This is a genomic window from Xanthomonas sp. NCPPB 3582, assembly GCF_041475735.2.
GTDB lineage: Bacteria > Pseudomonadota > Gammaproteobacteria > Xanthomonadales > Xanthomonadaceae > Xanthomonas > Xanthomonas codiaei.
Genome location: NZ_CM192968.1, coordinates 2,605,043 through 2,631,741, shown reverse-complemented (window position 1 = coordinate 2,631,741; position 26,699 = coordinate 2,605,043). Strand labels below are relative to the sequence as shown.

Sequence of the window (26,699 nt, the reverse complement as noted above, 5' to 3'; positions counted from 1 at the left end):
GAATCCAGGCAATGAAGCAACCCAGACTCGTCGTCATCGGCAATGGCATGGCCGGCATCCGCACCGTGGAGGAGCTGCTCAAGCTGATGCCGGGCATGTACCACATCACCGTGTTCGGCGCCGAGCCGCATCCCAACTACAACCGCATCCTGCTTTCCCCGGTGCTGGCCGGCGAACAGGAGTTCGACGATATCGTGCTCAATCCGCTGGATTGGTACCGCGACAATGGGATCCATCTGCATCTGAACAAGGAGGTGACGCGCATCGACCGCGTGCGCCGCCGGGTGATCGCCGCCGACGGCACCGAAGCCGAGTACGACCGGCTGCTGATCGCCACCGGTTCGGTACCGTTCGTGCTGCCGATTCCCGGCAACGATCTGAAAGGTGTCATCGGGTATCGCGATATCCAGGACACCCGCACCATGATCGATACCGCGCGCAGCAAGCAGCATGCGGTGGTGATCGGCGGCGGCCTGCTTGGCCTGGAAGCGGCCAACGGGCTGAAGCTGCGCGGCATGGACGTCACCGTGGTGCACCTGGCCAGTTGGTTGCTGGAACGCCAGCTCGACCCGGTGGCCGGCAACCTGCTGCAGCAGGCACTGCGCGCGCGCGGGCTGGAATTCCGCCTGAATACCGCCACCAGCGCGCTGCTCGGCAATGCCCAGGGCGAGGTGGTGGGGGTGAAGTTCGCCGATGGCAGCGAAATCCCGGCCGACCTGGTGGTGATGGCCGCCGGCATCCGCCCGAACACGCGTCTGGCCGAAGAAGCCGGTATCCATTGCTCGCGCGGCATCGTGGTCAACGACAGCCTGCAGAGCTTCGATCCCCGCGTGTATGCGGTGGGCGAGTGCGCAAACCATCGCGGCATCGCCTACGGCCTGGTGGCGCCGCTGTTCGAGCAGGCCAAGGTGTGCGCGAACCATCTGGCGCAATTCGGTATCGGCATCTATCGCGGTTCGGTGGCATCGACCAAGCTCAAGGTCACCGGCATCGATCTGTTTTCCGCCGGGGATTTCATGGGCGGCGATGGTTGCGAGGAAATCGTGCTGTCCGACCCGGCCGGCGGCGTCTACAAGAAGCTGGTGATCCGCGACGACGTGCTGGTGGGGGCCTGCCTGTATGGCGACACCAGCGACGGCGGTTGGTACTTCAAGTTGCTCAAGGACGGCACGCCGATCCAGGCGCAGCGCGATCAGCTGATCTTCGGCGAAAGCGCCCTGGGCGATGCCGGCACCGGCGGCCAGGACCGCGCCAGCGTCATGGCCGACAGCGACGAGGTCTGCGGCTGCAACGGCGTGTGCAAGGGCACGATCGTCAAGGCGATCAGCGAACAAGGCCTGTTCACCGTCGACGAGGTGAAAAAGCACACCAAGGCAGCCAGTTCCTGTGGTTCGTGCACCGGTCTGGTGGAACAGATCCTGATGAACTGCCTGGGCTCCAACTTCCAGGAAACTCCCAAGACCAAGGCCGTGTGCGCCTGCACCGACCTGAGCCACGGCGAGGTGCGCCGCGCCATTCGCGAGCACAAGCTGCTCACCCATGCGCAGGCCTATGCCTTCATGGAATGGCGCACGCCCAACGGTTGCGCCACCTGCCGGCCGGCGATCAACTACTACATGCTCTCGACCTGGCCGCATGAAGCCATCGACGACCCGCAATCGCGTTTCATCAACGAGCGTGCCCACGCCAACATCCAGAAGGACGGCACCTTCTCGGTGATTCCGCAGATGAAGGGCGGGGTGACCAATGCCGGCGAACTGCGCCGCATCGCCGATGTCGCCGACAAGTACGCGGTGCCGATGGTCAAGGTCACCGGCGGCCAGCGCATCGATCTGCTCGGGGTCAAGAAGGAAGACCTGGTGGATGTGTGGCGCGATCTGGGCATGCCGTCGGGCCATGCCTACGGCAAGTCCATCCGCACGGTGAAGACCTGCGTGGGCAGCGAATTCTGCCGCTTCGGCACCCAGAACAGCACCCAGATGGGCATCGACCTGGAAACCATGCTGGCCAATATGTGGAGCCCGCACAAGGTGAAGCTGGCGGTGTCCGGCTGCCCGCGCAACTGCGCCGAATCCGGCATCAAGGACGTGGGCATCATCGCGGTGGATTCGGGCTGGGAACTGCATGTCGGCGGCAACGGCGGCATCAAGACCGAGGTGGCGCGCTTCCTGGTCAAGGTCAGCACGCCCGAGGAGGTGCGCGAATACACCGGCGCCTTCCTGCAGCTGTACCGCGAGCAGGCCTATTACCTGGACCGCACCGTGCACTACATCGCACGCGTGGGCCTGGATTACATCCGCGCGCAGGTGGTGGAGGACGCGGCAAACCGGCGAGCGCTGTACGAGCGACTGCTGTTTTCGCTCGAAGGCCTGGTCGACCCATGGAAGGCGCGCATCGCTGGCGAGCGTCGCCAGGAGTATCAACCGCTGCGCATCGCAGCACCTGCGGCAACGGTGGAGGAATGAGCATGCCCGATCACGCGTGGGTGCATGTGTGCGCATTGCAGGAGTTGCCGACGCTGGGTGCGCGCGTGCTGGAGGTCGATGGCCTGCCGCCGATCGCCATCTTCCGCACTGCCAGCGATCAGGTCTTTGCGCTGCGCGATCGCTGCCCGCACAAGGGTGGTCCGTTGTCGCAGGGCATCGTGGCCGGCGATACGGTCACCTGCCCATTGCATGGCTGGGCGATCGGCTTGCAGAGCGGGCAGGCCTGCGCGCCGGACGTGGGCTGCGCGCCCCGGTATCCGGTGAAGGTGGATGCCGGCGCGGTATGGATCGTGTTGCAGCCGGTGCCCGAGCCGCAGGCCGTTGCCGAGCCGGCCGCATGAGCGAGGGCCTGACGCCGCCGGCATCGCAGACCGTTGCGCAGGGAGCAGCGGCATCGCCGATGCACCGCATCACGCGCTCGACCTGTTGCTACTGCGGTGTCGGCTGCGGCGTGTTGATCCACAGCCAGCACGACGATACCGGCGAGCGCATCGTGGGCATCGAAGGCGACCCGCAGCACCCGGCCAATCACGGTCGCCTGTGCAGCAAGGGTCTGGCGCTGCCGCAGACCACCGCCAGCACGCAGGGGCGCGTGCTTGCCCCCGAACTGCGTCGGCATCGGCAGGCGCCGCGTGCGCCGGTGAGCTGGGATCAGGCCCTGCAGCATGTCACCAGCAAACTGGCGGCCATCGTCCAGGAGCATGGCCCGGACGCGGTGGCGTTCTATCTGTCCGGGCAACTGCTCACCGAGGACTACTACGTCTTCAACAAGCTGGCCAAGGGCCTGCTCGGCACCAACAACATCGACACCAATTCGCGGCTGTGCATGTCCAGCGCGGTCACCGGCTACAAGCTGGCGCTGGGCGCCGATGGCCCGCCCACCTGCTATGAGGACCTGGATCTGGCGCAGACGGTGCTGTTCGCCGGCAGCAACATGGCCTACGCGCACCCGGTGCTGTTTCGCCGGTTGGAAGACGCGCGCGCACGCAACCCGGAGATCCGCTGGATCGTGGTCGATCCGCGCCGCACCGATACCGCGGCCATGGCCGACCTGCACCTGGCGATCGAACCCGGGACCGACGTCGCACTGTTCAACGGCATGCTGCATCACCTGATCTGGGAGGGTCTGGTGGATGCGCGTTTCGTTGCGGCGCACACCGAGGACTTCGACGCCCTCAAGCGGATGCTGCGCGAGTACACCCCGCGCATGAGCGCCGAGATCTGCGGGATCTCGCACGAGGACCTGGTGCAGGCGGCCGAGTGGTTCGGGCGCAGCCCGGCGGCGCTGTCGCTGTATTGCATGGGCTTGAACCAGTCCGCGCACGGCACCGACAAGAACCTGGCGTTGACCAACCTGCATCTGGCCACCGGGCAGATCGGCAAGCCCGGTGCAGGTCCGTTTTCGTTGACCGGCCAGCCCAACGCGATGGGTGGGCGTGAGGTCGGTGGCATGGCGACGATGCTGGCCGCGCACCGCGAGATCGGCAACGCCGCGCATCGTGCGGAGGTGGAAGCGCTGTGGGGCGTGCCAGCCGGGCGCATCAGTGCCACGCCAGGCACGCCGGCCGTGGAGTTGTTCGAGCGCCTGCGTGCCGGCACGCTGAAGGCGGTGTGGATCGTGTGCACCAATCCCGTGCACTCGATGCCGGAAGTGGCCGGCATTCGCGCAGCGCTGGAGCAGGCCGAGCTGGTGGTCGTGCAGGATGCGTTTTCCGGCACCGACACCGTGCCGTACGCCGATGTGCTGCTGCCTGCCGCCAGCTGGGGCGAGAAGGACGGCACCGTGACCAACTCCGAGCGCCGCATCACCCGCGTGCGCAAGGCGGTGGAGCCGCCGGGCCAGGCGCGTGCGGATTGGTGGATTGCCAATGAGGTGGCACGCCGGCTGCAGGCGAAGCTGCAACCCGGCGCCGCGGCCGGGCTGTTCGCCTTCGACACCACTGCGCAGGTGTTCGACGAACACCGCGCATTGACGGTGGGCCGCGACCTGGATATCGGCGGGCTGGATTACGCAGTGCTGGACAACGGTCCGCAGCAATGGCCGTTTCCCGCCGGCAGCACGCAGGGGCAGGCGCGGCGTTACACCGATGGCGTCTTCGCCACCGACAACGGGCGCGCGCGCTTCCATGCCACCGCTTATCGCAAGGTGGCCGAGGCGACCTCGGCGCGCTTTCCGATGCGGCTGTTGACCGGTCGCCTTCGCGATCAATGGCATGGCATGTCGCGCACCGGGCGGGTGGCGGCTGCGTTCGCGCACAGCCCGGAACCGGCCTTGCGCATGCATCCCGACGATGCGGCGCGACGCGGACTGGTGGCCGGCGAACTGGTGCAGGTGGCCAGCAAGCGTGGCGCGCTGGTGCTGCCGCTGGAACTGTCCGACGAGCTGCGCTCGGGTACCGTGTTCGCAGCGATGCACTGGAGCGGGCAGACGCTTTCCAGCGGCGGCATCAACGAAGTGAGTACGCCGGCAGTGGACGCGCGCTCGCAGCAGCCCGAGCTCAAGCACGCGGCGGTGCGGGTGGAGAAGGCCGCGTTCGGCTGGCATCTGCTGGCGGCACGGCGCGGTGATGCGCTGGCGCTGCAGCAGGCGCTGCAGCCGTTACTGCGCGAGTGCGGCTATGCCAGCCTGCGGCTGCATGCCGAACCGCTGCCCGAGTCGGCCGGGGAGTGGGCGGTGTTGCACGCCGCCTGCGAGCGAGCGCCGGACGCAGCGTGGATCGATCGGCTGGTCGCCGCGCTGCAGTTGCCGGCTGGCGCCGATGTTCTGGAGTATCGAGACCTGCGCCGCGGGCTGATGCGCCGCGTCGGCTGGCGAATGCAGAACGGGCTCAGTCATATCGACGGACTGTTGCTCACTGCCGCGCAACCCAGCCAGGCCAATCAGGCGCTACTGACCACCGCATTGGCGGGTAAGCCCTGGCGCGGCGCGCGGCTGGCGGTGTTCGCGCAGACGCCTGCGGCGCCCAGCGATCCGATCGTCTGCACCTGCATGAACGTCGCGGCATCGGCGATCCATGCGGCCATCGACGATGGCGCCGATGTGGCGCAGCTCAAACAACGCCTGGGCTGCGGCACCGTCTGCGGCTCCTGCGTTCCGCAACTGACCCGGCTCTGCCGCCAACCGCGGCTGGCCTGATGTTCCATCTTCCTCCACACACTGCGAGATCTTTCATGTCCGTCACACCTTCCTGCGCGCGTGATGTGGTGTTGCTGTCTGCCGGCCCCGGCGATCTGGAGTTGCTGACCATCAAGGCGGTCAAGGCGCTGGCAGCGGCCCAGGTGCTGCTGCTCGACGATCTGGCCAACCCCGACATCGTCGAGCTGGCGCCGCAGGCGCGCGTGATCCGGGTCGGCAAGCGCGGCGGTTGCCGCTCCACGCCGCAGGAGTTCATCTGCCGGCTGATGCGTCGCTATGCGTTGCAGGGCCTGCGCGTGGTGCGCGTCAAGGGCGGCGATGCCTTGTTGTTCGGGCGGGCCGGCGAAGAGATCGATTTCCTGCGCCGCGCCGGCGTCGGCGTGCAGGTGATCAATGGGGTCAGCGCCGCGTTCGCCGCCGCCGCCTCGCTGGAAGTGTCGCTGACCCATCGCGATCATTGCCACGGCATCACCTTCGTCACTGCGCATACGCACGACCACGGCGAGCCGAACTGGGGCGCGCTGGCCGCCAGCGGCACCACGCTGGGCATCTACATGGGCCTGCGGCGCGCTGATGCGCTGGCGACGGCGCTGCTGGCGCATCTGCCAGCCAGTACGCCGGCAGCCATCGTGCAGGCGGCCACACGTCCCGAGCAACAACGCCGCCTCACCACGCTGGGCGAGCTGGGCGCCACTGCAGCGGCCTTGCTGCCGGGCCTGCCGACCCTGCTGCTGGTGGGCGATGCGCTCACACAGGCGTCGGCCGCTTGCGACGATCGCCTTGCTCCGGTTCTGGAACAGGCAGTGGGCTAGGGGTGACGCGACATCGGCCGCGCAGCAGGACAGCAACGCGCTGGTTCGATCGCTGACGTCTTGCAGCCTGCCCGGCATGCGCCGTTCGCACTCCCATCCGCTCGCGCGGGGGCTGGAACGGCCTTGCCGGTCGCCTGCGCACCTGCAGGCCGATCGATCGCCCACCAGGTGAGTGCGCCGACCTCACCCGGTCAGGCCGGCCAGCGCCGTAGCTGCATGGCGGGCCGGCGCCTGGGCTGAGGAATCCACGCGTGTGCCGTTGATCGTCCCGATGGCAGGTGGTGGTCATCGACATCCCGCACTGTCGGCGATCCCGGTTGAACGCCGAACGCGCCATGGCGCGTTACCGTGACGCATTGCCGCCTGGTCGGGGTCACGCTCCGGCGGACTGCAGAAGCCCGTGTACCACCGGTGCCGAAGAGCGGATTGCGGAATAGGGCCGATGAGTGCATCCATGTGGTAGCGCTACCCATCGCACGGCGCAGCGCAGCCGGATTGGCTGTGAAGGTGTGCAAGATTTGCGCAGCGAGCGCAGCGGTTTTTTCCTGCATGTGCCCGTTTGCCACCGTATAGCCTGCTTTTGCGGGTTGGCACGATTGTTGCGGTATGAACATTACCCAATGACGTACCCGATGCATCGAGAGGAGGCACAATGGAAGACGCACAGAACAGTACTCGTAGCCGGCGCGGTTTTGCCGCATTGGACCCGGAAAAGCGTCGCGTACTGGCCAGCAGCGGTGGCAAGGCTGCGCACGCCAGCGGCAATGCGCATGAATTCACCAGCGACGAAGCACGCGAGGCAGGCCGCAAGGGCGGCCAGGCAGTAAGTCGCGACCGCGATCACATGTCGCGCATCGGCAGCAAGGGCGGTCGCTCCAAGCAGGCCAAGCCGCAGGAAGAATCCGCATGACCGAGTGGCAGCATGCAAGGCATGCTGCCAGGAGCGGCTGACAAAACGCCTGTGCACCCGCCAGGCTGGCGCGGTCGGCGCCCGGAATCGGCAGGTACCGCACCCGCTCCCGTTCCGAGCACGCCGTTCGCAGGCATCTGGCGAATGCGCGCTACGCTCCATTCGCCGCTTTCAGGGGCGCAGGTCCTGTGCCGGTATGGCGCAGGGCCTGCTGTTTGAAGGGGCAGCAGGCAAATATCTGGCGCGCCCCGGTAGGCAATCGATTGCATGATGGCGTACCGGATCGGGTGCATCAGACCGGTTTGCGGGACATCGACTCGGGCAAACGCCTGTTGCACAACGCGTCACGAACGGTGCGGAAATTTTTGCCGGGTCTTTTCCTTTTCACCATCGATTGCAGGAAAATTTTCCGTGTCGGCGTTGAAGGCGGTGCGCTGCAGGCAAAATTTGCAGGCATCGCAGTGGCATGGGGGGCGAGGTATCCGCCTGCCCTCAGACGCGAGACGCCTGTGGACCGATGGCGGCCGAGATCGCGGCAAGGCAGCGGCGCGAAGTGGAAGCTGTGCGTCGTGAGTTCCCCTGCCGCGCCGCACATCCACATATGCAGTCTCGCCCGCCACCGTTAGCGAGACCTCTGTGCTCATAGTGGCCGCGCTCTGAGCCGCCACGCAGCCTGGATTTTTCTTTCTGCATGCCCAGCGCGTACCCTTGGGCGCTTTCCAATGGCGCAACCTTGGCGATGAAGACACAGCTCGGCTATCCGATCGGTACCCCAGGCCAGGCGTGGGGCGATGAAGAGCGCGGCGCGTGGCGCGCCAGGCAGCGGATACAGCGCAGTTACGCAGCCGAGGTGGTACGGGCCATCGAGGTGCTGGGCGATGGCTATACGCGCGTGCAGTACGGAACGATTGCGGCGGGATCCACGCAGTACCCGCTGCTGGCATTGCGCAGCGCCACATGGGACAGCGCGCTGCCGTGCGCGCTGGTGACCGGCGGCGTGCACGGTTACGAAACCAGTGGAGTGCAGGGCGCCCTGCAATTCCTGCAGCAACGCGGTGCCGACTATGCGGGCAAGTTGAACCTGCTGGTCGCTCCCTGCATCAATCCCTGGGGCTACGAGCGGATCCAACGCTGGAATGCCGAGGCGATCGATCCCAACCGCGCGTTCCGCGACGACAGCCCGGCCGCCGAGTCGGCAGCGCTGATGCAGCTGGTCGCCGACACCGCCGGCAAGATGCTGGTGCATATCGACCTGCATGAGACCACCGACAGCGACGAGAGCGAGTTCCGCCCTGCGCTGGCGGCACGCGATGGCGTGGCGTTCGTGCCGGGCAGCATTCCGGATGGGTTCTACCTGGTCGGCGACAGCGAAGACCCGCAGCCCGCCTTTCAACAGGCGGTGATCGCCGCGGTGGCCCGGGTCACGCATATCGCGCCGGCTGATGCGCAGGGGCAGATCATCGGCTCGCCGGTGGTGGGTCATGGCGTCATCAACTATCCGGTGCGGCGGCTGGGTCTGTGCGCCGGCGTGACCGATGCGCGCTATCGCACCACCACCGAGGTGTACCCGGACAGCCCGCGCGCCACGCCTGCGCAATGCAATGCGGCGCAGGTGGCGGCGATCTGCGCTGCGCTGGACTACGCGCTGTCGGCTCCCTGAGGACGCATGCCCTGCGTGTGCAAGGACTTCCATCACGGTGGGGAGGCTGACTGCTGGTCGAGCCGGCGCGATCTGCATGCCGGTTTCGTCGTTTCAGGGAAGGCCTTGTCGTTCTGCGGCCTGCTGCACGTACCCAGCCACTAGGTGCGCTTCCATCGGCCGGGACAGCAGATATCCCTGCGCCTCGTCGCAGCCCCAGCTGCGCAGCAGGGCGATTTCGTCGGCATGCTCGATGCCTTCGGCCACGGTGCGGTAGCCCAGCGCACTGGCCAGCCGCACCACCGCTTCTGCGCGCATCTGCATGCCGGCTTTGGTGGCGATACCGGTGACCAGCGAGCGGTCCAGCTTGAGAACGTTGATCGGCAATTCGGTGAGGTACCCGAAGTTGCTGTAGCCGGTCCCGAAGTCGTCGATGGCCACGCTCACGCCGGCCTCGCGCAGTGCACGCAGGCGCGGAATCGCCTCGACGTTGCTGCGCAGCCAGCGGCCTTCGGTGATTTCAAGTTCGATTCGCGTAGTCGGGATCGCCAGTTCGTTGCAGCGGTTGATCACGTCCGCGGCCAGATTGGTGTTGCCGAAATCGCGCGAGGACAGGTTGATCGAGACGGAGAAATCCAGCCCTTGCGCCCGCCACTGCGCCAGCTGCAGCAGGGCATGTTCGATCACCCAGTTGGTGACCGTGCACATCAGTGCGGTCTTTTCGAACAGGGGAATGAACTCGTCCGGGCCAATCGGCCCAAGGCTGGCGTGGTGCCAGCGCAACAATGCTTCGAATCCGGTCACCGACAGGTCTTCCAGACTGATGCGCGGCTGGAAGACCAGACGGAAATCGCCGGCATCCAGCGCTTTTTCCGCATCCAGCGCCAGGCGGTACGAGCGCTGGATGGCATCGTCCTGCGATGCGCTGTACCAGCACACCACGGCGTGGTTGTTGATCGCATCGCCTAGCGATACCAGGCCCTTGCGCATCGCATCGTTGGTATCGGGCTGCTGCGGTGCAAAACGGACCACACCGGCATGAAAGGTCAGCGACATCGGTACCCCGGCCGCGTCCACCGGCTTCTGCAGCATGTCGCGTAGATCCAGCAGCAGGTCTTCCATCTCGTCGGGCGCAGAGTTGAGCAGGAAGAACGCAAAGCGCATCGGTGCCACATGGTAGACCGTCGCCTTGCCGCGCAAGGCGCGCGTCAGTACGTAGCTGGCATGCCGGATCAATTCCTCCAGCGGTTGCATCCCCAGCGCCTGGCGCGCCTCGTTGGCCGCCTGCGTGTCGTAGACCTCGATGAAGGCGGCGATGGTGGGCAGACAGTGGCTGCCCAGGGCGAGTGCATCCAGATCCGACTGCAGCTGGCGCGCATTGAACAGCCCGCTATGCGGCTCGCGACGGCCCGCACCGAACTGCAGTTCGAGCTGCGCAGCGGCCACATTGGCGAACATGCGCAGCTGCTGATGCTCCTGGCTGGCCAGACGGCGCTCGCGCGAATCGATGACGCACAAGGTGCCGAAGATGCCGGTCTGCGGCGCGCCGACCGCAACACAGGCGATAAACCGCGCAGGCAAGCCGGGGAAGGCCGCGTCGCCGAGTTGGATCGGCTCCAGTGCATCGCACTCGATCAGTTCTGCGACACCGTTGATCGAACCCAGTGGCGATGGGCACAGCGCAATCGCCTGTTCGACATGGCCTGGATCGATGCCGCGCGCCGCGAGCACACGCATGCGGCCGCCCTCGGTGATGGTGAGTGCCGCCGCCGGGGCGACCAGTGCGTGACACAGCAGACGTGCGATCTGTTCGAGCGGCTCCATGCCGCCCAGGTCGATTGGAACCCCCGACCAGTCGGAATGGCGTTCCTGCGATTTGTCCCCCGTGCCAAGCGTCATTGGTCAGACTCCGTGTCGAAAGTCACACACCGCACACCTTCTGGAACAACGCCGGTCGTGGATCGATGAATCCCAGCATGGCCGTGAACAGGATAAACGCAAGCCGGTATCCGGATGTGAGCAACCGGGCTCGACGAAAATAACGTCCTGACATATCGCCTTCCAAGCGAATCCTTTCCAGCCTGGCTTGCCGCTTGGAATTGGTCTTATCCAACAAGCAGGCACATGTGAAAATCGGGCACCGAATGGCTCGACTGCAGATCGGAATGGCGTGCTCTTCAATATATTGCAATGGTTCGCCTCGCTATCGCTGTGAAACGCCTGCATCAGGCTGCCAGTCGCTGCCAAGCGCAGTTGGAAAGGTGCCTCATGTCCTGAAATATCGCAAAGATCTTCGATCAATAAGCATTCTCTACTATTGCTTGGGTCGGACTGGCTTCCCTGAATGCACGGAAGCGGGCGCAAGCGAACTATTCGACACATTGATTTTGTTTCACCGGATGGGTGCATGGTTAGTGATATTCGGCACAGTTTCAATAGTATGGGTTCGACTACTAATCTCCACCACTGAATTTGCGATTGGTATTAATCACCCTTTCGCCTTCCATGAGGCGGAAATGGCCGGTGTTTTGCTTGATAAAAATCGAATCTCAATCCACTGCCGACATTAAGCAGGCGCATCCATCGGCGCGTGCGCGTGGGCGGCTATCAGGGGAAGCAGGATGAATCGTGCATTTGCGCTTGTCTGGAACGCAGCCATCGGCAACTGGGTGGTGACCCATGAACTGGTACGTCGTCGACGCAAGCCTGGCGCCGGGCGGCGCACGTTGCCGGGCCTGGTGATATTGGCTGCAGGAGCCGCCAGCCCCTCGCTGGTCTGGGCAGCCTGCACGCCTGCGATTCCCGCCGCGGGCGCAACCGTCACATGCAGCGGTCTGGCGATCACCAGCAACGCCTTCTCCAGCAACGCAAACAATCTGACCGTCAACGTGGTGGCCGGCACGCAAATGACCGCCGGCTTGTTGGGCGGCACCGCGATCGCACTCGGCGGCACCAATGCCACGCTCAACAACAGCGGCTCCATCGACCCCTCCGTGCTCGGCCTGTTGTCGGTGCTGTCCACCGGCGTCACCATGGGCAACGCAAGCTCGACATCGGTGATTGCCAACAATCTTGCGGGCGGCAGCATCTACGGCACCGGCGGGCTGCTCGGCGCCAACCTGCTCAATCTCGACGGCATGGCGCTGGGGATCACCTCGGCCAGCAATGGCTCGGTCCAGATCAACAATGCCGGCTTGATCAGCAGCAGACCGCTGCTCAACCTGTCGATCCTGGGTGCCGACACCCCGGTGATCGCAGTCAGCGGCGGCGGTACCGTCAACGCCGTCAACACCGGCACCATCGAAGGACGCGTCGGGTTTCAGTCGTCCGCCGCCGGCAATACCTTCATCAATGCCGGCACCATCAACGGCAGCGTGGCGATGGGCGTCAACAGCGCCAATACCTTCACGGCGGTGACCGGCAGCAGCGTCAGTGCCGCCGGTGGGCTCGGCCTGGAACTGCTCGGTCCCGGCGGCCTGCTGAGCTTTGCGCGAACCGGCGTGGTCGATGGTGGCGCCGGGGGAAGCAACACGCTGGTCGCGCAGAACGCGGTGAGCGGAACAGGCAGCGGCAATGCTGGCACCGGTACGCTGAGTACGGATCAGTACATCAACTTCAACGGCCTGCGCGTCAACAGCGGGACCTGGACACTGGGCGGTGCAAGCAACTTTGGCAGCAGCGCGCTCAACGGCGGCGTGCTGCGATTTGCCACGCCTGCGCAGCTGGGCACCGCCATTACCGCCAACGGCGGCACGCTGGAAGCCACCGCTACCGGCCTGACGCTGTCGCCGACCGGTGGCATCGCGTTAGCCGCAGGTGGCCTGACCGTGCAAGGCGCCAACACGCTGACCATCGGCAGTCCGTTGAGCGGCAGCGGAGCGTTGATCAAGACCGGCACCGGTGGGCTAAGCCTGACCGGCACCAATACCTTCACCGGCGGCGTGACTCTGGCTGCCGGCTCCCTGACGGTCGGCAACAACAACGCGTTGGGAGCGGGCGCCATCACCGCATCCGGTGGCAGCTTGCTGGCCGGTGCCGCACTCGATCTGCCGAATGCAGTGGTGTTGAATACCGCCCTGGGCATCGGCGGCGCGAACAACCTGCGCCTTGGTGGCGTCGTCAGCGGAACCGGCGCCTTGAACAAGACCGGTACAGGCACGCTCACCCTGGGCGGCGCCAACAGCTATGTGGGGGGAACCACGCTGAGCGCGGGGACCACGGTGCTGGAGACTGCCAGTGCGCTCGGCAGCGGGACAGTCACTGCGGCAGGCGGCCTGCTGGATACCACCGCGCCGTTGACGCTGGGCAATGCATTCGCGTTGAACAGCACGCTGGGCCTGGGCGCCGGCGGCAATGCGCTGACACTGACCGGTGTGCTGTCAGGTAGCGGTGGACTCGCCAAGACGGGCACCGGCACGCTTGCGCTCAGTGGCGCCAACACCTACGCCGGCGGCACGACGCTGGCAGCAGGCACGCTGCAGCTCGATAACACCGCTGCGCTCGGCAGCGGCGCATTGAATGTCACCGGTGCGTCCAACCTGAGCACCAGCGCCCCGCTGACGCTGGGCAATGCCGTCAATCTCGCCGGGCCGTTGAGCTGGACCGGCACGCAGGCACTCACCCTGGGCGGCGTGATCAATGGCGCTGGCAGCCTGATCAAGAGCGGCGCCGGCGATCTCACCCTGACCAACAGCAATGGCTATACCGGCGGCACCACCCTGAGCAATGGGCGGCTGGTGGTCGGCGCCAATGCGGCGCTGGGCACCGGCACGCTCACTGCCAGCGGCGGCACCCTCGATGCGAGCACCGCGGCGACAGTGACCAATGCGATGTCGCTGACAGGCACGCTGGGCCTGGCCAGCAATGGGACCGCGTTGAACCTGGCCGGCACCATCAGCGGCGTGGGCGCATTGAACAAGCTCGGTGCCGGCACGCTCACCGTCAGTGGCCTGAATACCTATAGCGGCGGTACCACGCTCAACGCCGGCACCTTGCAGGTAGCGAACGGCAACGCGCTCGGCAGCGGCACCCTGACGGTCACCGGCAATGCCGCCCTGCAAGGCAGCGCGCCAACCACGTTGAACAATGCGATCGCGTTGAATGCCGGGGCACTCACGCTCGATGGCGCGCAGGCACTGACGCTTGGCGGCGGCATCGGTGGCGCCGGCAGCCTGGTCAAGTCCGGGAGCGGGGATCTGGCCCTGACCGGCAACAACACCTATAGCGGCGGCACCACGCTGAGTGCGGGCCGGCTCAACTTGGGCAGCAATACTGCGCTTGGCATCGGTGCGCTCACTGCCGCTGCCGGCACCACGCTGGATACCCTCGCGGTCAGCACGCTTGCCAATGCCATCGCCTTGACCGGGCTGGTCAACATCGGCGGCAGCAATGCGCTCACGCTCACCGGCACCATCGGCGGCGCCGGCGGCCTGGACAAGCTCGGCCCCGCCAGCCTGACCCTGGCAGGGAACAACACGTATGCCGGAGGCACACGGCTGACCGCAGGCAGCCTGTTGCTGGGTAGCGATACGGCGCTGGGCAGCGGCGCCCTGACCGTTGCCGGCGGCCTGCTCGATGGCACGGCGGCGCGCACGCTCGCCAATGACGTCGTGCTGGATGCGGATCTGGCGATCGGCGGCAGTCAGGCGCTCGCGCTCAATGGCGTGGTCAGCGGGGCGGGGGGGCTGGTCAAGGACGGCAACGCGGCGTTGAGCCTGGGTGGTGCCAACACCTTTGCGGGCGGCGTGGATCTCAATGCAGGCGCCTTGCTGGTCGGCAGCAGCACGGGCCTGGGCAGCGGCGTGTTGACCGCCGCCAACGGCACGCAGTTGCAGGCGACCAGCGCCATCACCCTGGCGAACGATGTCGCGTTGAATGGCGCGCTGTCGCTGACCGGCAACAACAGCCTCGGGTTGACCGGCACCGTCAGTGGGACGGGCAGTCTGGTCAAACAGGGCACCGGTGCATTGACGCTGATCGGCAACAATCTCTACACCGGCGGAACGCTGCTGGATGCCGGTTCGCTGGTGGTCGGCAGCAATGCCGCGCTTGGGACCGGCGCGCTGACCGCCGCCGATGGCACCACGCTCAACGCAAGCACCGCGGTCGCCTTGCAGAACGCCATCACGGTGAACGGCGCGCTGGGCATCGATGGGCAGGACCTGGGCCTGGCCGGCCTCATCGACGGTGCCGGAAGCCTGATCAAGAACGGCACGCAAACACTCACGCTCAGCGGCGCCAATACCTGGTCGGGCGGCTTGCAGTTGCAGGCCGGCGCCCTGGTGGTTGGCAGCAACACGGCGCTGGGGACAGGTACGCTCACCGCCGCTGGCGGTACGTCGCTGGATGCCAGCAGCGCGGTGACATTGGCGAACGCGCTGGCGTTGAATGGTGCGCTGACGCTGCCAGGGACGCAGGACATCGCACTGGACGGCGTGATCAGCGGCACCGGCAGCCTGCAGAAGCAGGGCCTCGCCACCCTGAGCCTGGGCAACGCCAATACCTTCAGCGGCGGCCTCACCCTCGACGCCGGTCGCCTGGTGCTGGGCAACGGCAATGCGTTGGGCATCGGTGATCTGACGGTCGCCGGTGCGGCGGAACTGGATGCCAACACGGCGCTGGGTATCGGGAATGCCGTGCAGTTGAACAGCCAGCTCAGCCTGGTCGGCAGCAACGATCTGGCGGTGAATGGCGTCATTAGCGGCACCGGCAGCCTGATCAAGAACGGCGCGGCCACACTGGCGCTCACGGCGGGCAACAGCTACAGCGGCGGCACCACGCTCGCGGCGGGCACGCTCGCGGTCGGCGCCGATGCTGCGCTCGGCACCGGCAGCCTGTCGGTCATCGGCGATTCGGTGCTGAGCAATGCGATCGCCGTGGCCCTCGGCAACGACATCGACCTGGGCGCCGCGCTGACCATCGACAACGCGGCGGACATGCTGGCCAGCGGCACCATTGGCGGTGCCGGCGCATTCACCAAGACCGGTCTCGGCACCTTGACGCTGAGTGGCAGCAATACCTACACCGGCCCGCTGGCGATCCAGGGCGGAACGGTGGTAGCCAGCACCGCGGCCTCGCTGGGCAATGCCAGCCTGGTCGACGTTGCCGCTGGCGCGTCGCTGAACCTGACCAACGGTGGCCTGATCAACGCGCTGGCCGGTGCGGGCAGCGTGGATACCGATGCCGGTGCGACCCTGCAGTTGGGCAGCGGCGACTTTGCCGGCAGCCTCGGCGGTGGCGGCAACCTGGACAAGATCGGCACGGGCATCGTGCGTCTGCTCGGCAACAGCGTGATTGGTGGTGCGACCCAGGTCAGCGGTGGCACCCTGGATGTGGTCGGCAGCCTTGGCACCAGTGCGGTGAACGTTGCGCTCGGCGGCACGCTGACCGGTTCCGGCCCCAACGGCAGCGTCTCCAGCGACACCACCATCGGCAACGGCGGCCGGTTGGCATTGACCAGCGGCGCATCGCTCAGCGTGGGCAGCCTGACGCTGGCACCGGGCGCGATCGTGGATGTCGCGCTGGCCGCGCCGAGCGCCACGCGCCTGTTGGCGGTCAACGGCAATCTCACCCTGGATGGCACGCTCAATGTCACCGACATCGGCGGCTTCGGCACCGGTGTGTATCGGTTGATCGATTACACCGGTGCGCTGACCAACAACGGCATGCTGTTCGGCGCGATACCGGGCAGCGTCGACATCAGCCAGTTGGCCTTGCAGACCGCCATCGGCCAGCAGATCAACCTGGTGGTGACGGCGCCGGGCAGCATCGTGCAGTTCTGGGACGGCGCACAGACCGTTGCCAACGGCACGGTGGACGGTGGCTCGGGGGTGTGGGGTGCCGCCACCAACTGGACCGGCCAGGATGGCTCGGCCAACAGCACCTGGCAGGGCGACTTTGCGGTGTTCTCCGGTACGGCAGGCACTGTGGGCGTGCAGGGCACGCAGGAGCTGGGTGGCCTGCAGTTCGTGAGCGATGGCTATCGGTTGACCGACGCCGGTGCCGGTGCGCTCAACGTCACCGCGCCGCTCACCGCCATTCGCGTGGACCCCGGTGCAACGGCGACGATCGATGTCGCCATCTCCGGGATCGGCGGCGTGCAGAAACTCGACACCGGCACCCTGGTGCTCGATGCCGCCAACAGCTATGCCGGCGGCACGTCGCTGGGCGGCGGCACGCTGGTGCTGGGCGATGCGCAGGCCCTGGGCAGCGGCGTGCTGACCGCCGCCGGCGGCACCGGCATCGACAGCAACCAGGCGCTGACCGTGGGCAACGCGGTGGTGCTCGACGGTGCGGTGACGCTGCCCGGCAGCAACGATCTGGGGCTGTCCGGGGCGGTCAGTGGGGCGGGTGGGTTGATCAAGAACGGCACCAGCACGCTCACCCTTGCCGGCAACAACAGCTACACCGGCGGCAGCGTGTTGAATGCCGGTACCCTGGCGGTGGGCAGCAACACCGCCCTGGGGACGGGCAGTCTGTCGGTGCTGGGCAATTCCACCTTAAGCAATGCAATTGCGCTGGCACTGGGCAATAACGTCGATCTCGGTGCCGATCTGACCATCGCCAGCGCCGCCGATCTGGCGCTGACCGGCACGCTCAGCGGTACCGGCGCACTCACCAAGACCGGGCTCGGAACCATGACCCTGTCCGCCGCCAACAGCTTCAGTGGTCCGGTAAGCGTGCAGGCCGGCGTGCTTGCCACCTCCGCCGGCGGCACCCTGGGGGGCGCCAGCACGGTGGATGTGGCGGCTGGTGCGCAACTGGCGCTGGGCAGCAGCACCAACCTGAGCGCGGTGAGCGGGCTGGGCGATGTCGCCATTGCCGGCGGCAGCAGCTTGCAACTGGGAGGCGACAACAGCGACCGGATCTTTGCCGGCAGCTTCAGCGGTGCCGGCAATCTGGACAAGGCCGGTACCGGCACCTTGCAGCTCACCGGCAGCAGCGCGCTGGGTGGCACCACCCAGGTCATCGGCGGCACGCTGGACGTGGATGGCACCCTGGCCAGCGCTGGCGGCGTCAGCGTGGGCAGTGGCGGCACATTGAGCGGCAGCGGTGTGGTCGATGCCGCAGTCACCGTCAACGATGGCGGCCGCCTGGTGGTGAGCAGCGGCGCACTGCTGACCACCGGCAGCCTGAGCATGGCTCCCAATGCCACGCTCGACGCCTTCCTCGGAATCCCCAGCCAGACCGGCGTGCTGGCGGTCAATGGCAACCTCACGCTGGACGGTACGCTCAACATCACCGACATCGGCGGCTTCGGCAGTGGCGTCTACCGTTTGATCGACTACACCGGTGCGCTGACCGATAACGGCATGAGCATCGGCACGCTGCCCGGCAGCGTGGATCCCACCCAGCTGAGCTTGCAGACGGCGCTTGCCCAACAGGTCAACGTGGTGGTGCTCTCGCCCGGCAGCAACGTGCAGTTCTGGGATGGCGCGCAGACCGTCGCCAACGGCGCCATCGACGGCGGCAGCGGGACGTGGACCGGCACTGCCACCAACTGGACCGCGATCGACGGCTTGACCAACGATGCCTGGCAGAACAGTTTTGCCGTCTTCGGCGGCAGCGCCGGTACCGTGGGTGTGCAGGGCACCCAGGGCATCACCGGCATGCAGTTCCTCACCGATGGCTATGTGCTGAACGATGCCAGCGCCGGTGCGCTGAGCGCCAATGCCGCCACCACCATCATCCGCGTCGATCCCGGCGTCACCGGCACCATCGACGTTGCCATCGGCGGCGCTGGCGCCCTGCAGAAACTCGATACCGGCACCCTGGTGCTCGATGCCGCCAACAGCTATGCCGGCGGCACGTCGCTGGGCGGCGGCACGTTGGTGCTGGGCGATGCGCAGGCCCTGGGCAGCGGCGTGCTGACCGCCGCCGGCGGCACCAGCATCGACAGCAACCAGGCGCTGACCGTGGGCAACGCGGTGGTGCTCGATGGTGCGGTGACGCTGCCCGGCAGCAACGACCTGGGGCTGTCCGGGACGGTCAGCGGGGCGGGTGGGTTGATCAAGAACGGCAGCAGCACGCTCACCCTTGCCGGCAACAACAGCTACACCGGCGGCAGCGTATTGAACGCCGGCACGCTACTGGTCGGCAGCAACACGGCGCTGGGAAGCGGCGCGCTGTCGGTGACTGGCGATTCGGTGCTCAGCAATGCGATTGCCGCCGCGCTGGGCAACGCGATCAACCTGGGCGCTGCGCTGACCGTCGCTACCCCGGCTGACCTGAGCCTGGCCGGCGCTATCGCCGGCAGCGGCGCGCTGATCAAGACCGGCACCGGGACGCTGACGCTGGCCGGCAGCAATACCTACAGCGGTGGTACGACGCTCGATGCAGGCACCTTGGTCGGCAATAATGCGAGCCTGCAGGGAGCGATCGTCGACAACGCCACGCTGGTGTTCGACCAGGCTGGCGATGGCGTGTTTACCGGCTCGATCACCGGCACCGGCAGCCTGGTCAAGGATGGCGCCGGTGCCTTGCTGCTCAACGGCGCCAACGGCTACACCGGCGGGACCACGATCGTCGCCGGCAGCCTGATCGGCGACACCAGCAGCCTGCAGGGCGATATCGCCAACACTGCGGCGCTGGTGTTCAACCAGGGCAGCGGCGGCGTGTATGCAGGCGTGGTCAGCGGCACCGGCTCACTGGAAAAGACCGGCAGCGGCGCACTGCAGCTGACCGGCGCCAACAGCTATACCGGCGGCACCCTGGTCAGTGCGGGGACTCTGATCGGCGATACCACCAGCCTGCAGGGCAATATCGTCGACAATGCGGTGCTGGTGTTCGACCAGGCCGGCGACGGCACGTTTGCCGGCGCCATCAGCGGCGTCGGCAGCGTGGTGAAGCAGGGTGCCGGTGTCCTCACGCTGGCCGGCAGCAATGCCTACAGCGGCGGTACCACCGTTGCCAGCGGCACCCTGCAGGGCAACACCAGCAGCCTGCAGGGCAACATCCTCGACAATGCGGTGCTGGTGTTCGACCAGGCCGGGGATGGCACCTTCGCCGGCAACATCACCGGCAGCGGCTCGTTGATCAAGACCGGCACCGGTGCGCTGACCCTGGATGGCACCAACACCTACCTGGGGGGCACCACCGTCAGCGCGGGTACCTTGATTGGCGATACCGACAGCTTGCAAGGCAACATCGTCGACACCAGTGCGCTGGTATTCCTGCAGAACGCGAACGGTACCTACGCAGGAGTCCTGTCGGGCACTGGGAGCCTGGTCAAGGAGGGCACCGGCACACTCCTGATCACGGCGGACAGCGGCGGCTTCGCCGGTGCGACAGCTGTCAACGCCGGCACCTTGAGCGTGGGCAACCTCGCCAATCCAGGCGCCGCGCTTGGCGGGCCGGTCACCGTGGGGCCGGGCGGTACGCTCACCGGCAACGGCACCATCGGCAGCCTCGTGCTGTCCGGCGGCAACCTGCTCATCGGCGGCGCCAATGGCAGCGTCAGTGTCAGCGGCAATGCCACGATCGGCAGCGGGTCCACCGTGCAGGTCGCGCCAGGAGCCAATGGAGCCGTGACGCCGGTGACAGTGGGCGGTGCAGCCACCGTGGCACCAGGCAGCACCTTGCAGATGGTGCGTGCCGCCGAGTGGCCGCTGTTCACCGACATCCCGGTGATCAATGCAGCCGGTGGCGTGAGCGGGCAATTCAGCAACGTCGTCGCCGATTACGCCTTCGTCGACCCGAACTTCAACAGCACCGCCACCGGGCTGTCGATCTTCCTGGGGCGTAACACCGTGGGAATGATCGACACGGTCACCACCCCCAACCAGCAGGCCGCGGCATCCGCCGTGGATGGCCTGCCGGTGACCAGCCCGGTGTATCAGTCGGTCGTGCGGCTGCCGGACGACCCCACCGCGTTGGCCACCGCCTTCGCGTCGCTGTCGGGAGAAAGCCATGCCAGTACCGCCACCGCGATGCTGGACAGCCGTTTCCTCACCAGCGGCATCGGTAGCCACCTGCGTGGCGACAGCCAGGACACCCGGATCGGCGAGACCACGGTCTGGATCACCGGACGCAGCCTGCCCAACCGCGTCGATGGCGACGCCGACACGTACGCGGTGCGCCGCGAGGACAACGGCGTCATGGCCGGTGCAGAACGTCGCGTCGGCGAGCGCAGCGTGGTCGGCGTTGCCGTGGGGAGTCAGGACATCGACAGCTGGTCGCGCGAGTGGGGCGATCGCGCCGACATCAAGGGCACGCATGCCGGCGTGTACGCCCAGGCGGCGTGGTCGGCATTCTCGCTGCAGGGAGCGCTGGACTACGCCGACTACCGGGTGGACGGATCGCGCCGTGTGCTGCTGCCCGATGTGCTCGAAGAACGCCTCACCAGCGACTACGACGCCACCGCGATCGCCGCATCGCTGGAAGCGTCCTGGCAACTGCGCAGCGGCGACGCGGTCTACACCCCGTTCCTGGCCGCCGACTACACCCGCCTGAAGACCGATGGCTTCAGCGAGCGCGGCGGGATTGCCGGGCTGGCGGTGGCGGGTGCCACCGACGAGTTCATCACCAGCACGCTGGGCGTGCGTGGGCGCTGGGCGCTCGGTCAGCAGGCGGCGCTGCATGCCTCGCTGGGCTGGCGGCATGCGTTCGGCGATCGCGCCGTGCAGCGCTCTGCCGGTTTCCTCGGCACCGATGCGCAGTTTGCGGTGCAGAGCGTCACGCTGGCCAAGAACGCGGTGATCGGTGAGCTGGGAGTGAGCCTGATCACCTCCCCGAACAGCCGCATGTCGTTGTCGCTGCAAGGGCTCGAAGGCGATGGCCAGACCGCCTATGGCGGGCAGGTAACCTGGGGCTGGAGCTTCTGATCGCCAGCGTCCGATGAGCCGATCCAGATGAACTGATCGCACCGCACTGACTGCAAGCGACAGAACTGCATGGTCGGCCATGCAAAACAGATACGCCCCGGCATGCCGGGGCGTCTCTGTGGTACCTGTCTTCGAACGCGCCGGAGCGACGGGCACGTGGACACGATCACGCGTAGGCGATCAGAACTGCCAGCGCAGGCCGACATTGGCATTGATGCTGTCGGCACTGGAGCTTGCGCGTTCTGCACCCACGTTGCCGTAGACGGAAAACGCCTCGTTGACTTGGTAACGCACGCCGACCGACGCACGTGCCGCCTGCTTGGTGACCGGAGCGCCGGAGACAGTGAAGCGCGCTTCCGGCAGACCGGTGAACCACGCGGTGAAGTCGGCATTCGGATCGCCCAGCAGCGAGCGGTAAGCGAGCAACCCATCCAGGCCCCACTTGCCGCGCGTCAGCTGACCGCGCACGCCCGCCTCGGCATAGCCGGCCCGCAGGCTGTCGCTGCCGGCGCTCAGGCCCAGGCCGGTCACCGAGGTCTCGCTGAACGCGTCCTGGGTCTGGCTGACCACACCCGCGGCAACGAACGGCGACACCCCTGCCTGCGGCATCAGTCCGACCTCCGCGCGCAGCGACCAGTTGCTGTCGTGGCGGCGATCCTGCAGACGCTCGCCGACGGTGCCGGCCTGTACGCTGCGCTCGGTCTCCACCGTGCTCATGCCGTACGAGCCGATGCCCGACAGATAGGCCTGGCCGATGGGCTGGTACAGATACGCAGTCATCGCATAACGATCCGAACGCAGGCGGCTGGCCGAGGCATCGATCTGCGCGCGGTCCTGGCCCGACGTCACCGCCGCACCGACGATGGTGCCGGCGCCACCCAACGGCAGGTCCACGCCGAAGCTGGTGGCTTGCTGGGTATAGTCTGCCGCAGCGAAGCCGCTGCGGCTCAGATCGCCATCCAGGTAGCTGCCCTGCACCCAGGTGGTCAGGGTGGTGGTGTCGGCCAGGTAGGGCAGCCGATCGGCGGCAACCCGCGCATCGTTGAGGGCGGACTGGAAGCCCAGCGTGCGCTCCACGCCATGCACCTGCCCGGTCAGGGTGGGCAGCGACGCGGCCACCTGTGCGTTGGACGCCGCCAACAGCGAACCGGTGGCGCTGATCAGGCCGCCCAGATTGGCGGTATCGCCGGAGGCCACGCGCGTGTCCAGCACCTTGACCAGCGTATCGGCCTGGGCGGCGCCGGCAACCACTGCCTGCGGTGCGCCGGCGGCCTGTGCGCTGCTGGCCGAGGCGTTGCGGGTCAGCGTCGCGGTGACCGTGGTCGGTGCATAGGCAAGCGCCGCGGTCCAGAAGAAATTGTTGGCATATTGCACGCGGTCGAAGCTGCCCTGCAGGGTGCCGGCGCGGAGAATGGTTTCGGTGCTGCCGACGCTGTAACCGGCGGCTTCGGGCAATAGCAGCAGATTGCCCTTGAGGCTGGCCTGGCCGGTGACGGTCAGGCCCTTGCCCAGTTCGATGGCGGTGGTACCGGTGTTGTTGACCAGGCTGTAGCCGCCGTTGATCACGCCGCCGCGCGATTCGAAGGTGGCCGAGTTGGCCACCAGCAGGTCCGAACGCAGGCTGCCGGACAGCGCGAGCACGCCATCGAGAATGGTGGTGCCGCCGCTGTAGCTGTTACTGCCGCTCAGGGTCAGCCGTCCGGCACCATTCTTGGTCAGGCTGCCGGTGCCGGAGATGTCGTTGCTGAAGGTGCTGGCGTAGCCTGCACCCACATTGGCCGACCAATTGGTGGCGAACTGCCCCGGACCCTTGATCGCCTTGGCGGCGTTGACCAGGCCCCAACCGTACAGCGTATCCACACCTGGCGCGCCCAGATCGGTGGCGGTGGTCAGCAGGGTCTGCTGCAGGTTGGACGCGCTCATCCACGGATACACGCCCAGCACCTGCGCTGCGACGCCGCTGACGGCTGCCGTGGAGAACGAGGTGCCGGCAACCTGGCCCTGCAATTCGGTGCCGGCCAGCGCCGGCGCGGTGAAGCTGCCCGGTGCCACCAGGCACCACTGCGCGGCGGCGCCGCAATGGTTGGAATAACTGGTCAGACCGGCCGGGTTGCCGGCGCTGTCGACAGCGATCGCGCCCACGGCCAGCCAGTTGTTGCGAACGCCAGCTTCCTGCACCGGCGTGGCCGCCGGATACGCGGCCTCGGCGGCGCCTTCATTGCCGGTGGCGGCGACGATCAGGGCGTCGGCCTGCACCAGCGGCGTCAGCGCAAAACGCCAGGCGGCGGCAGCATTCGCGCTGCTGGCGGCATCGGCATACGACGCGCCCAGCGACAGGTTGGCGATCCGCACACCGGCGGCCGCCAGACCCACTGCCGCGTTGCGGGCCTGCTGGGTACCGCAGGAATTCTCCGCGCAGATGCGTGCATAGAACAGGTCCGCATCCGGCGCCACGCCACCGGCAAATCCGTCCTGCGCCAAACCCAGCACCAGCGCCGAAACGATGGTGCCGTGGCCGCGCAGCGCATTGGAAGAAGACTCCGGCGTGCCCGGGCTGGCGGTGTAGTCGGTGAATCCATCGACTTTGCCCGCAAGCGGCGCATAGCTCTGCACCAGGTTGTCGTCCAGCAGCGCGAGCTTGACGCCCTGGCCGCGTGCGCCGGCCTGTTGCGCCAGATCGGCATTGATCGGCACCAGCAGGTTGCTGTCCACGCCCTGGTAACGAGGGGGGGCAGGCGTCGGGACGGGCGCGGTCTTGGGCAGCGGGTCGGAGGTGGTTCCCGGCGTGGTGGGCGTGGTGGGCGTGCTCGGGGTAGGGGCCGGCGCGATCACCGTGCTCTGCGGCGGGTCGCTACGGACGTTGCCGCCACCACCACCACCGCCACAAGCGGTCAGGACAAGACAGGATGCGATGGTCGTGGCGAGCAGCGAACGATTCATGGTTGGTCGATTCCGTTGATTGAAGGCGCGCCGCACTGCTGGATCTGACAATGGCGCAGAGAGTCTTGCGCCGCTGGCCAAGGTTGCAGACGGTGTTTGGCACAGTGATCGCTTCAGCCATTCGCCGGTCCGTCCCCTCGGACCCGCACTCGCGGTGAATAAGGCATCTGGCTGAGAGTTTCGTGTGCTTGCGACTTGTTTAACGGCGCTAGCCAACGACTCTAAAGTCTGAATGGACAGTTGCTATTCAGACAAAATTCCGGGCAATAGGCAGTTGCGATTTATTCCATAGCTAAAACGAATTAGTTAGCGCTTAAACGAGGGATGTGTGGAGAAAAGTTAGACCGGGCGCGACAATAATTCATCACATTTTTTGAAGGGCGGTGATCCTAAATGTGAGGCGAATCCGTGGTAATCAGGGAATTGCATCAAGGTTGTGGGTGAATCACCTACCAGCTGTAGCGGATTCTAGCGCGAGTCAGCGCGTCTAACGGACTCCAGCGTACGTCGGTATGGCCGAGCGGTCTTTAATCTGTTCTTTGTTGCCCCGGGTCCAACGACTTGTGCGTATAAGTGCAGGCTCTTTCCTCGCACATACGAGTGCGCATCCGATGCGTGTGCGGAATTCGACGCTCCGGCCGGGGTTAAATCAACAATGACGGCATATAAAGGTGATTTAAATAATTAATTATTGGGCATGCCCTGGACCTGTCCAATAAAAGTGACCGGCGAATTGAATAAAACGCCAAGAAGTTGGCATCAGTCGATCCGGTTTCGGATATTCAGCCACCCATCGCGTGGGGAATGCACAGGGACATCCGGTGCGCACACCGCCCAGCCTGGTTTGTGCATCGCTGCGCGTCGTGGTCATCACCCGGAAGGGTTGCCAAGGTCTGCTTGACCTCCAGCGCGCCGGCGGCCGGCGACAGCTGGGGGCCAGATCTGCCGGCCCGGGGCACGCTGGCTTGATCCTGCCGTGCGTTTGGACCGGCGTGGGCCTACTGGGTCCTGGCCAGTGCCGCCTTGGCGCGCGTGCCCGCCGCAGCGCCGACCCGCTTGTCCAGTACCTGTGCCAGCGCATTGAGCTGCGCCGTGGTCACGCCGATGTTGATGCTGATCTTCAGATGCGACTGCAACTGCGCTTCCACACCTTCCAGCGCAGCAAGCATGCTCACGGTCGCCAGCTCGCGGCTCACCCAGTCCAGGTTGTCGCGTGCAAAGATGTCGCCGAACAGATGCGTCTTCAGATACTGGTCGATGGCTGGCGCAAACTCGAACAGCGGGCCGGTCACCGGTGCGCCTGCCAGTTGGGTTTGATTGGCGGTTCCCACTGCGAGCAATGCCTGGCCGGTGGGCACCGGGCCCGGCGAGTCGCCATCCGGGTCGACAATGCCACGCTGCCGTCGTGCCTGGATGACCTGCATCAAGGCTGCCAGCGCATTGAGGCTGCGCGGAAAGCCGGCATAAGCGTAGACCTGCACCAGTACTTCCTTGCAGTGGCTGATGGTCAGGCCTGCGTCGAGGCCGGCGTCGAGCACCGGCTTCAACCGTTCGATATCGCCGGTGGCCGCGAATGCAGCGATGGGGGCGAGGGCTTGCTGCCTGGGCGACAGGCTTTCGGAAATAGGCATCACGATTGACTCCGGGGAACATGCTGCCGCGGGGGAGGGGCAACGACGCAGCGCACTGCCACACCGACGCCTGCGCCGCGCAAGCGGGCATCACGCCATGTGCAGCATGGGTGCACATATGGATTTAGAGCAGCTAGCAAAACTACTGCGCGGCCGCCAGGCGGGCGCGGTCGGTGCTCGGAATCCTCATGTACCACTCGTACACTGCGGTTCCTCCGCGCCGTCCGCACCCACCTGACGGCCGCTCGCTACGTTTTGTTAGCCACTCTTAGGGGGCGATGCGCGCGATTCCAAGCGTTGGCAGCGACACCGGCGCGCCGCCGG

9 protein-coding genes, 1 other RNA gene and 1 pseudogene are annotated in these 26,699 nt (G+C 66.5%); 8 read left to right on the top strand and 3 right to left on the bottom strand.

Annotated elements, in window-relative coordinates; genetic code table 11:
- Positions 1 to 47 precede the first annotated feature (47 nt).
- From nirB to ACCQ05_RS11080, 6 genes are all read left to right on the top strand, one after another.
- Positions 48 to 2,465, top strand: coding sequence for a nitrite reductase large subunit NirB (nirB, locus tag ACCQ05_RS11105; protein ID WP_372394042.1), 2,418 nt, complete (start codon positions 48 to 50; stop codon positions 2,463 to 2,465).
- Positions 2,462 to 2,827, top strand: a complete 366-nt coding sequence (gene nirD, locus ACCQ05_RS11100) for a nitrite reductase small subunit NirD (protein ID WP_167394585.1) — start codon at positions 2,462 to 2,464, stop codon at positions 2,825 to 2,827. The genes nirB and nirD overlap by 4 nt, the downstream gene beginning before the upstream one ends.
- A 59-nt stretch (positions 2,828 to 2,886) precedes the next feature.
- A complete protein-coding gene (locus ACCQ05_RS11095; RefSeq protein WP_506191551.1) occupies positions 2,887 to 5,622 on the top strand; it encodes a nitrate reductase in 2,736 nt (911 codons plus the stop codon).
- Between the two features lie 65 nt (positions 5,623 to 5,687).
- The gene (gene cobA, locus ACCQ05_RS11090; RefSeq protein WP_228964834.1) at positions 5,688 to 6,434 is read left to right on the top strand and encodes a uroporphyrinogen-III C-methyltransferase; all 747 of its coding nucleotides are present in this window, start codon (positions 5,688 to 5,690) and stop codon (positions 6,432 to 6,434) included.
- 652 nt (positions 6,435 to 7,086) lie between these two features.
- Entirely contained in the window at positions 7,087 to 7,344 is a 258-nt protein-coding gene (locus tag ACCQ05_RS11085) for a KGG domain-containing protein (RefSeq protein WP_064630009.1), read from the top strand.
- A gap of 739 nt (positions 7,345 to 8,083) precedes the next feature.
- Positions 8,084 to 9,004 carry a M14 family metallopeptidase gene (locus ACCQ05_RS11080; protein ID WP_372390275.1) on the top strand — a complete coding sequence of 307 codons (921 nt, stop codon included), beginning with the start codon at positions 8,084 to 8,086 and terminating at the stop codon, positions 9,002 to 9,004.
- A 93-nt stretch (positions 9,005 to 9,097) separates the two neighbouring features.
- Here the strand turns inward: ACCQ05_RS11080 and ACCQ05_RS11075 are convergent.
- Positions 9,098 to 10,908 (bottom strand): annotated as a pseudogene (locus ACCQ05_RS11075) (EAL domain-containing protein).
- A 696-nt stretch (positions 10,909 to 11,604) separates the two neighbouring features.
- Here ACCQ05_RS11075 and ACCQ05_RS11070 point away from each other — a divergent pair.
- Positions 11,605 to 21,804 (top strand): autotransporter-associated beta strand repeat-containing protein, encoded by a 10,200-nt coding sequence (locus ACCQ05_RS11070; RefSeq protein WP_372390272.1) that lies wholly within the window; start codon positions 11,605 to 11,607, stop codon positions 21,802 to 21,804.
- Positions 21,805 to 21,984: 180 nt separating this feature from the next.
- On the opposite strand, the gene ACCQ05_RS11065 is transcribed toward ACCQ05_RS11070, so the two are convergent.
- Complete coding sequence (locus tag ACCQ05_RS11065; protein WP_372390270.1) at positions 21,985 to 24,744, bottom strand: S8 family peptidase; 2,760 nt, start codon at positions 24,742 to 24,744, stop codon at positions 21,985 to 21,987.
- 998 nt (positions 24,745 to 25,742) lie between these two features.
- Positions 25,743 to 26,375, bottom strand: a complete 633-nt coding sequence (locus ACCQ05_RS11060) for a carboxymuconolactone decarboxylase family protein (protein WP_372390268.1) — start codon at positions 26,373 to 26,375, stop codon at positions 25,743 to 25,745.
- Between the two features lie 188 nt (positions 26,376 to 26,563).
- On the opposite strand from ACCQ05_RS11060, the gene ACCQ05_RS11055 reads away from it, so the two are divergent.
- Positions 26,564 to 26,639: non-coding RNA, sX9 sRNA (locus ACCQ05_RS11055), on the top strand.
- Positions 26,640 to 26,699 lie beyond the last annotated feature (60 nt).

Excerpts from the sequence above, each read along its gene's own strand:
- nirB (WP_372394042.1), top strand. The coding sequence starts at position 48 with ATGGCCGGCATCCGCACCGTGGAGGAGCTGCTCAAGCTGATGCCGGGC.
- nirD (WP_167394585.1), top strand. The coding sequence starts at position 2,462 with ATGAGCATGCCCGATCACGCGTGGGTGCATGTGTGCGCATTGCAGGAG.
- ACCQ05_RS11095 (WP_506191551.1), top strand. The coding sequence starts at position 2,887 with ATGCACCGCATCACGCGCTCGACCTGTTGCTACTGCGGTGTCGGCTGC.
- ACCQ05_RS11085 (WP_064630009.1), top strand. The coding sequence starts at position 7,087 with ATGGAAGACGCACAGAACAGTACTCGTAGCCGGCGCGGTTTTGCCGCA.
- ACCQ05_RS11080 (WP_372390275.1), top strand. The coding sequence starts at position 8,084 with ATGAAGACACAGCTCGGCTATCCGATCGGTACCCCAGGCCAGGCGTGG.
- ACCQ05_RS11070 (WP_372390272.1), top strand. The coding sequence starts at position 11,605 with ATGAATCGTGCATTTGCGCTTGTCTGGAACGCAGCCATCGGCAACTGG.
- ACCQ05_RS11065 (WP_372390270.1), bottom strand. The coding sequence starts at position 24,744 with ATGAATCGTTCGCTGCTCGCCACGACCATCGCATCCTGTCTTGTCCTG.
- ACCQ05_RS11060 (WP_372390268.1), bottom strand. The coding sequence starts at position 26,375 with ATGCCTATTTCCGAAAGCCTGTCGCCCAGGCAGCAAGCCCTCGCCCCC.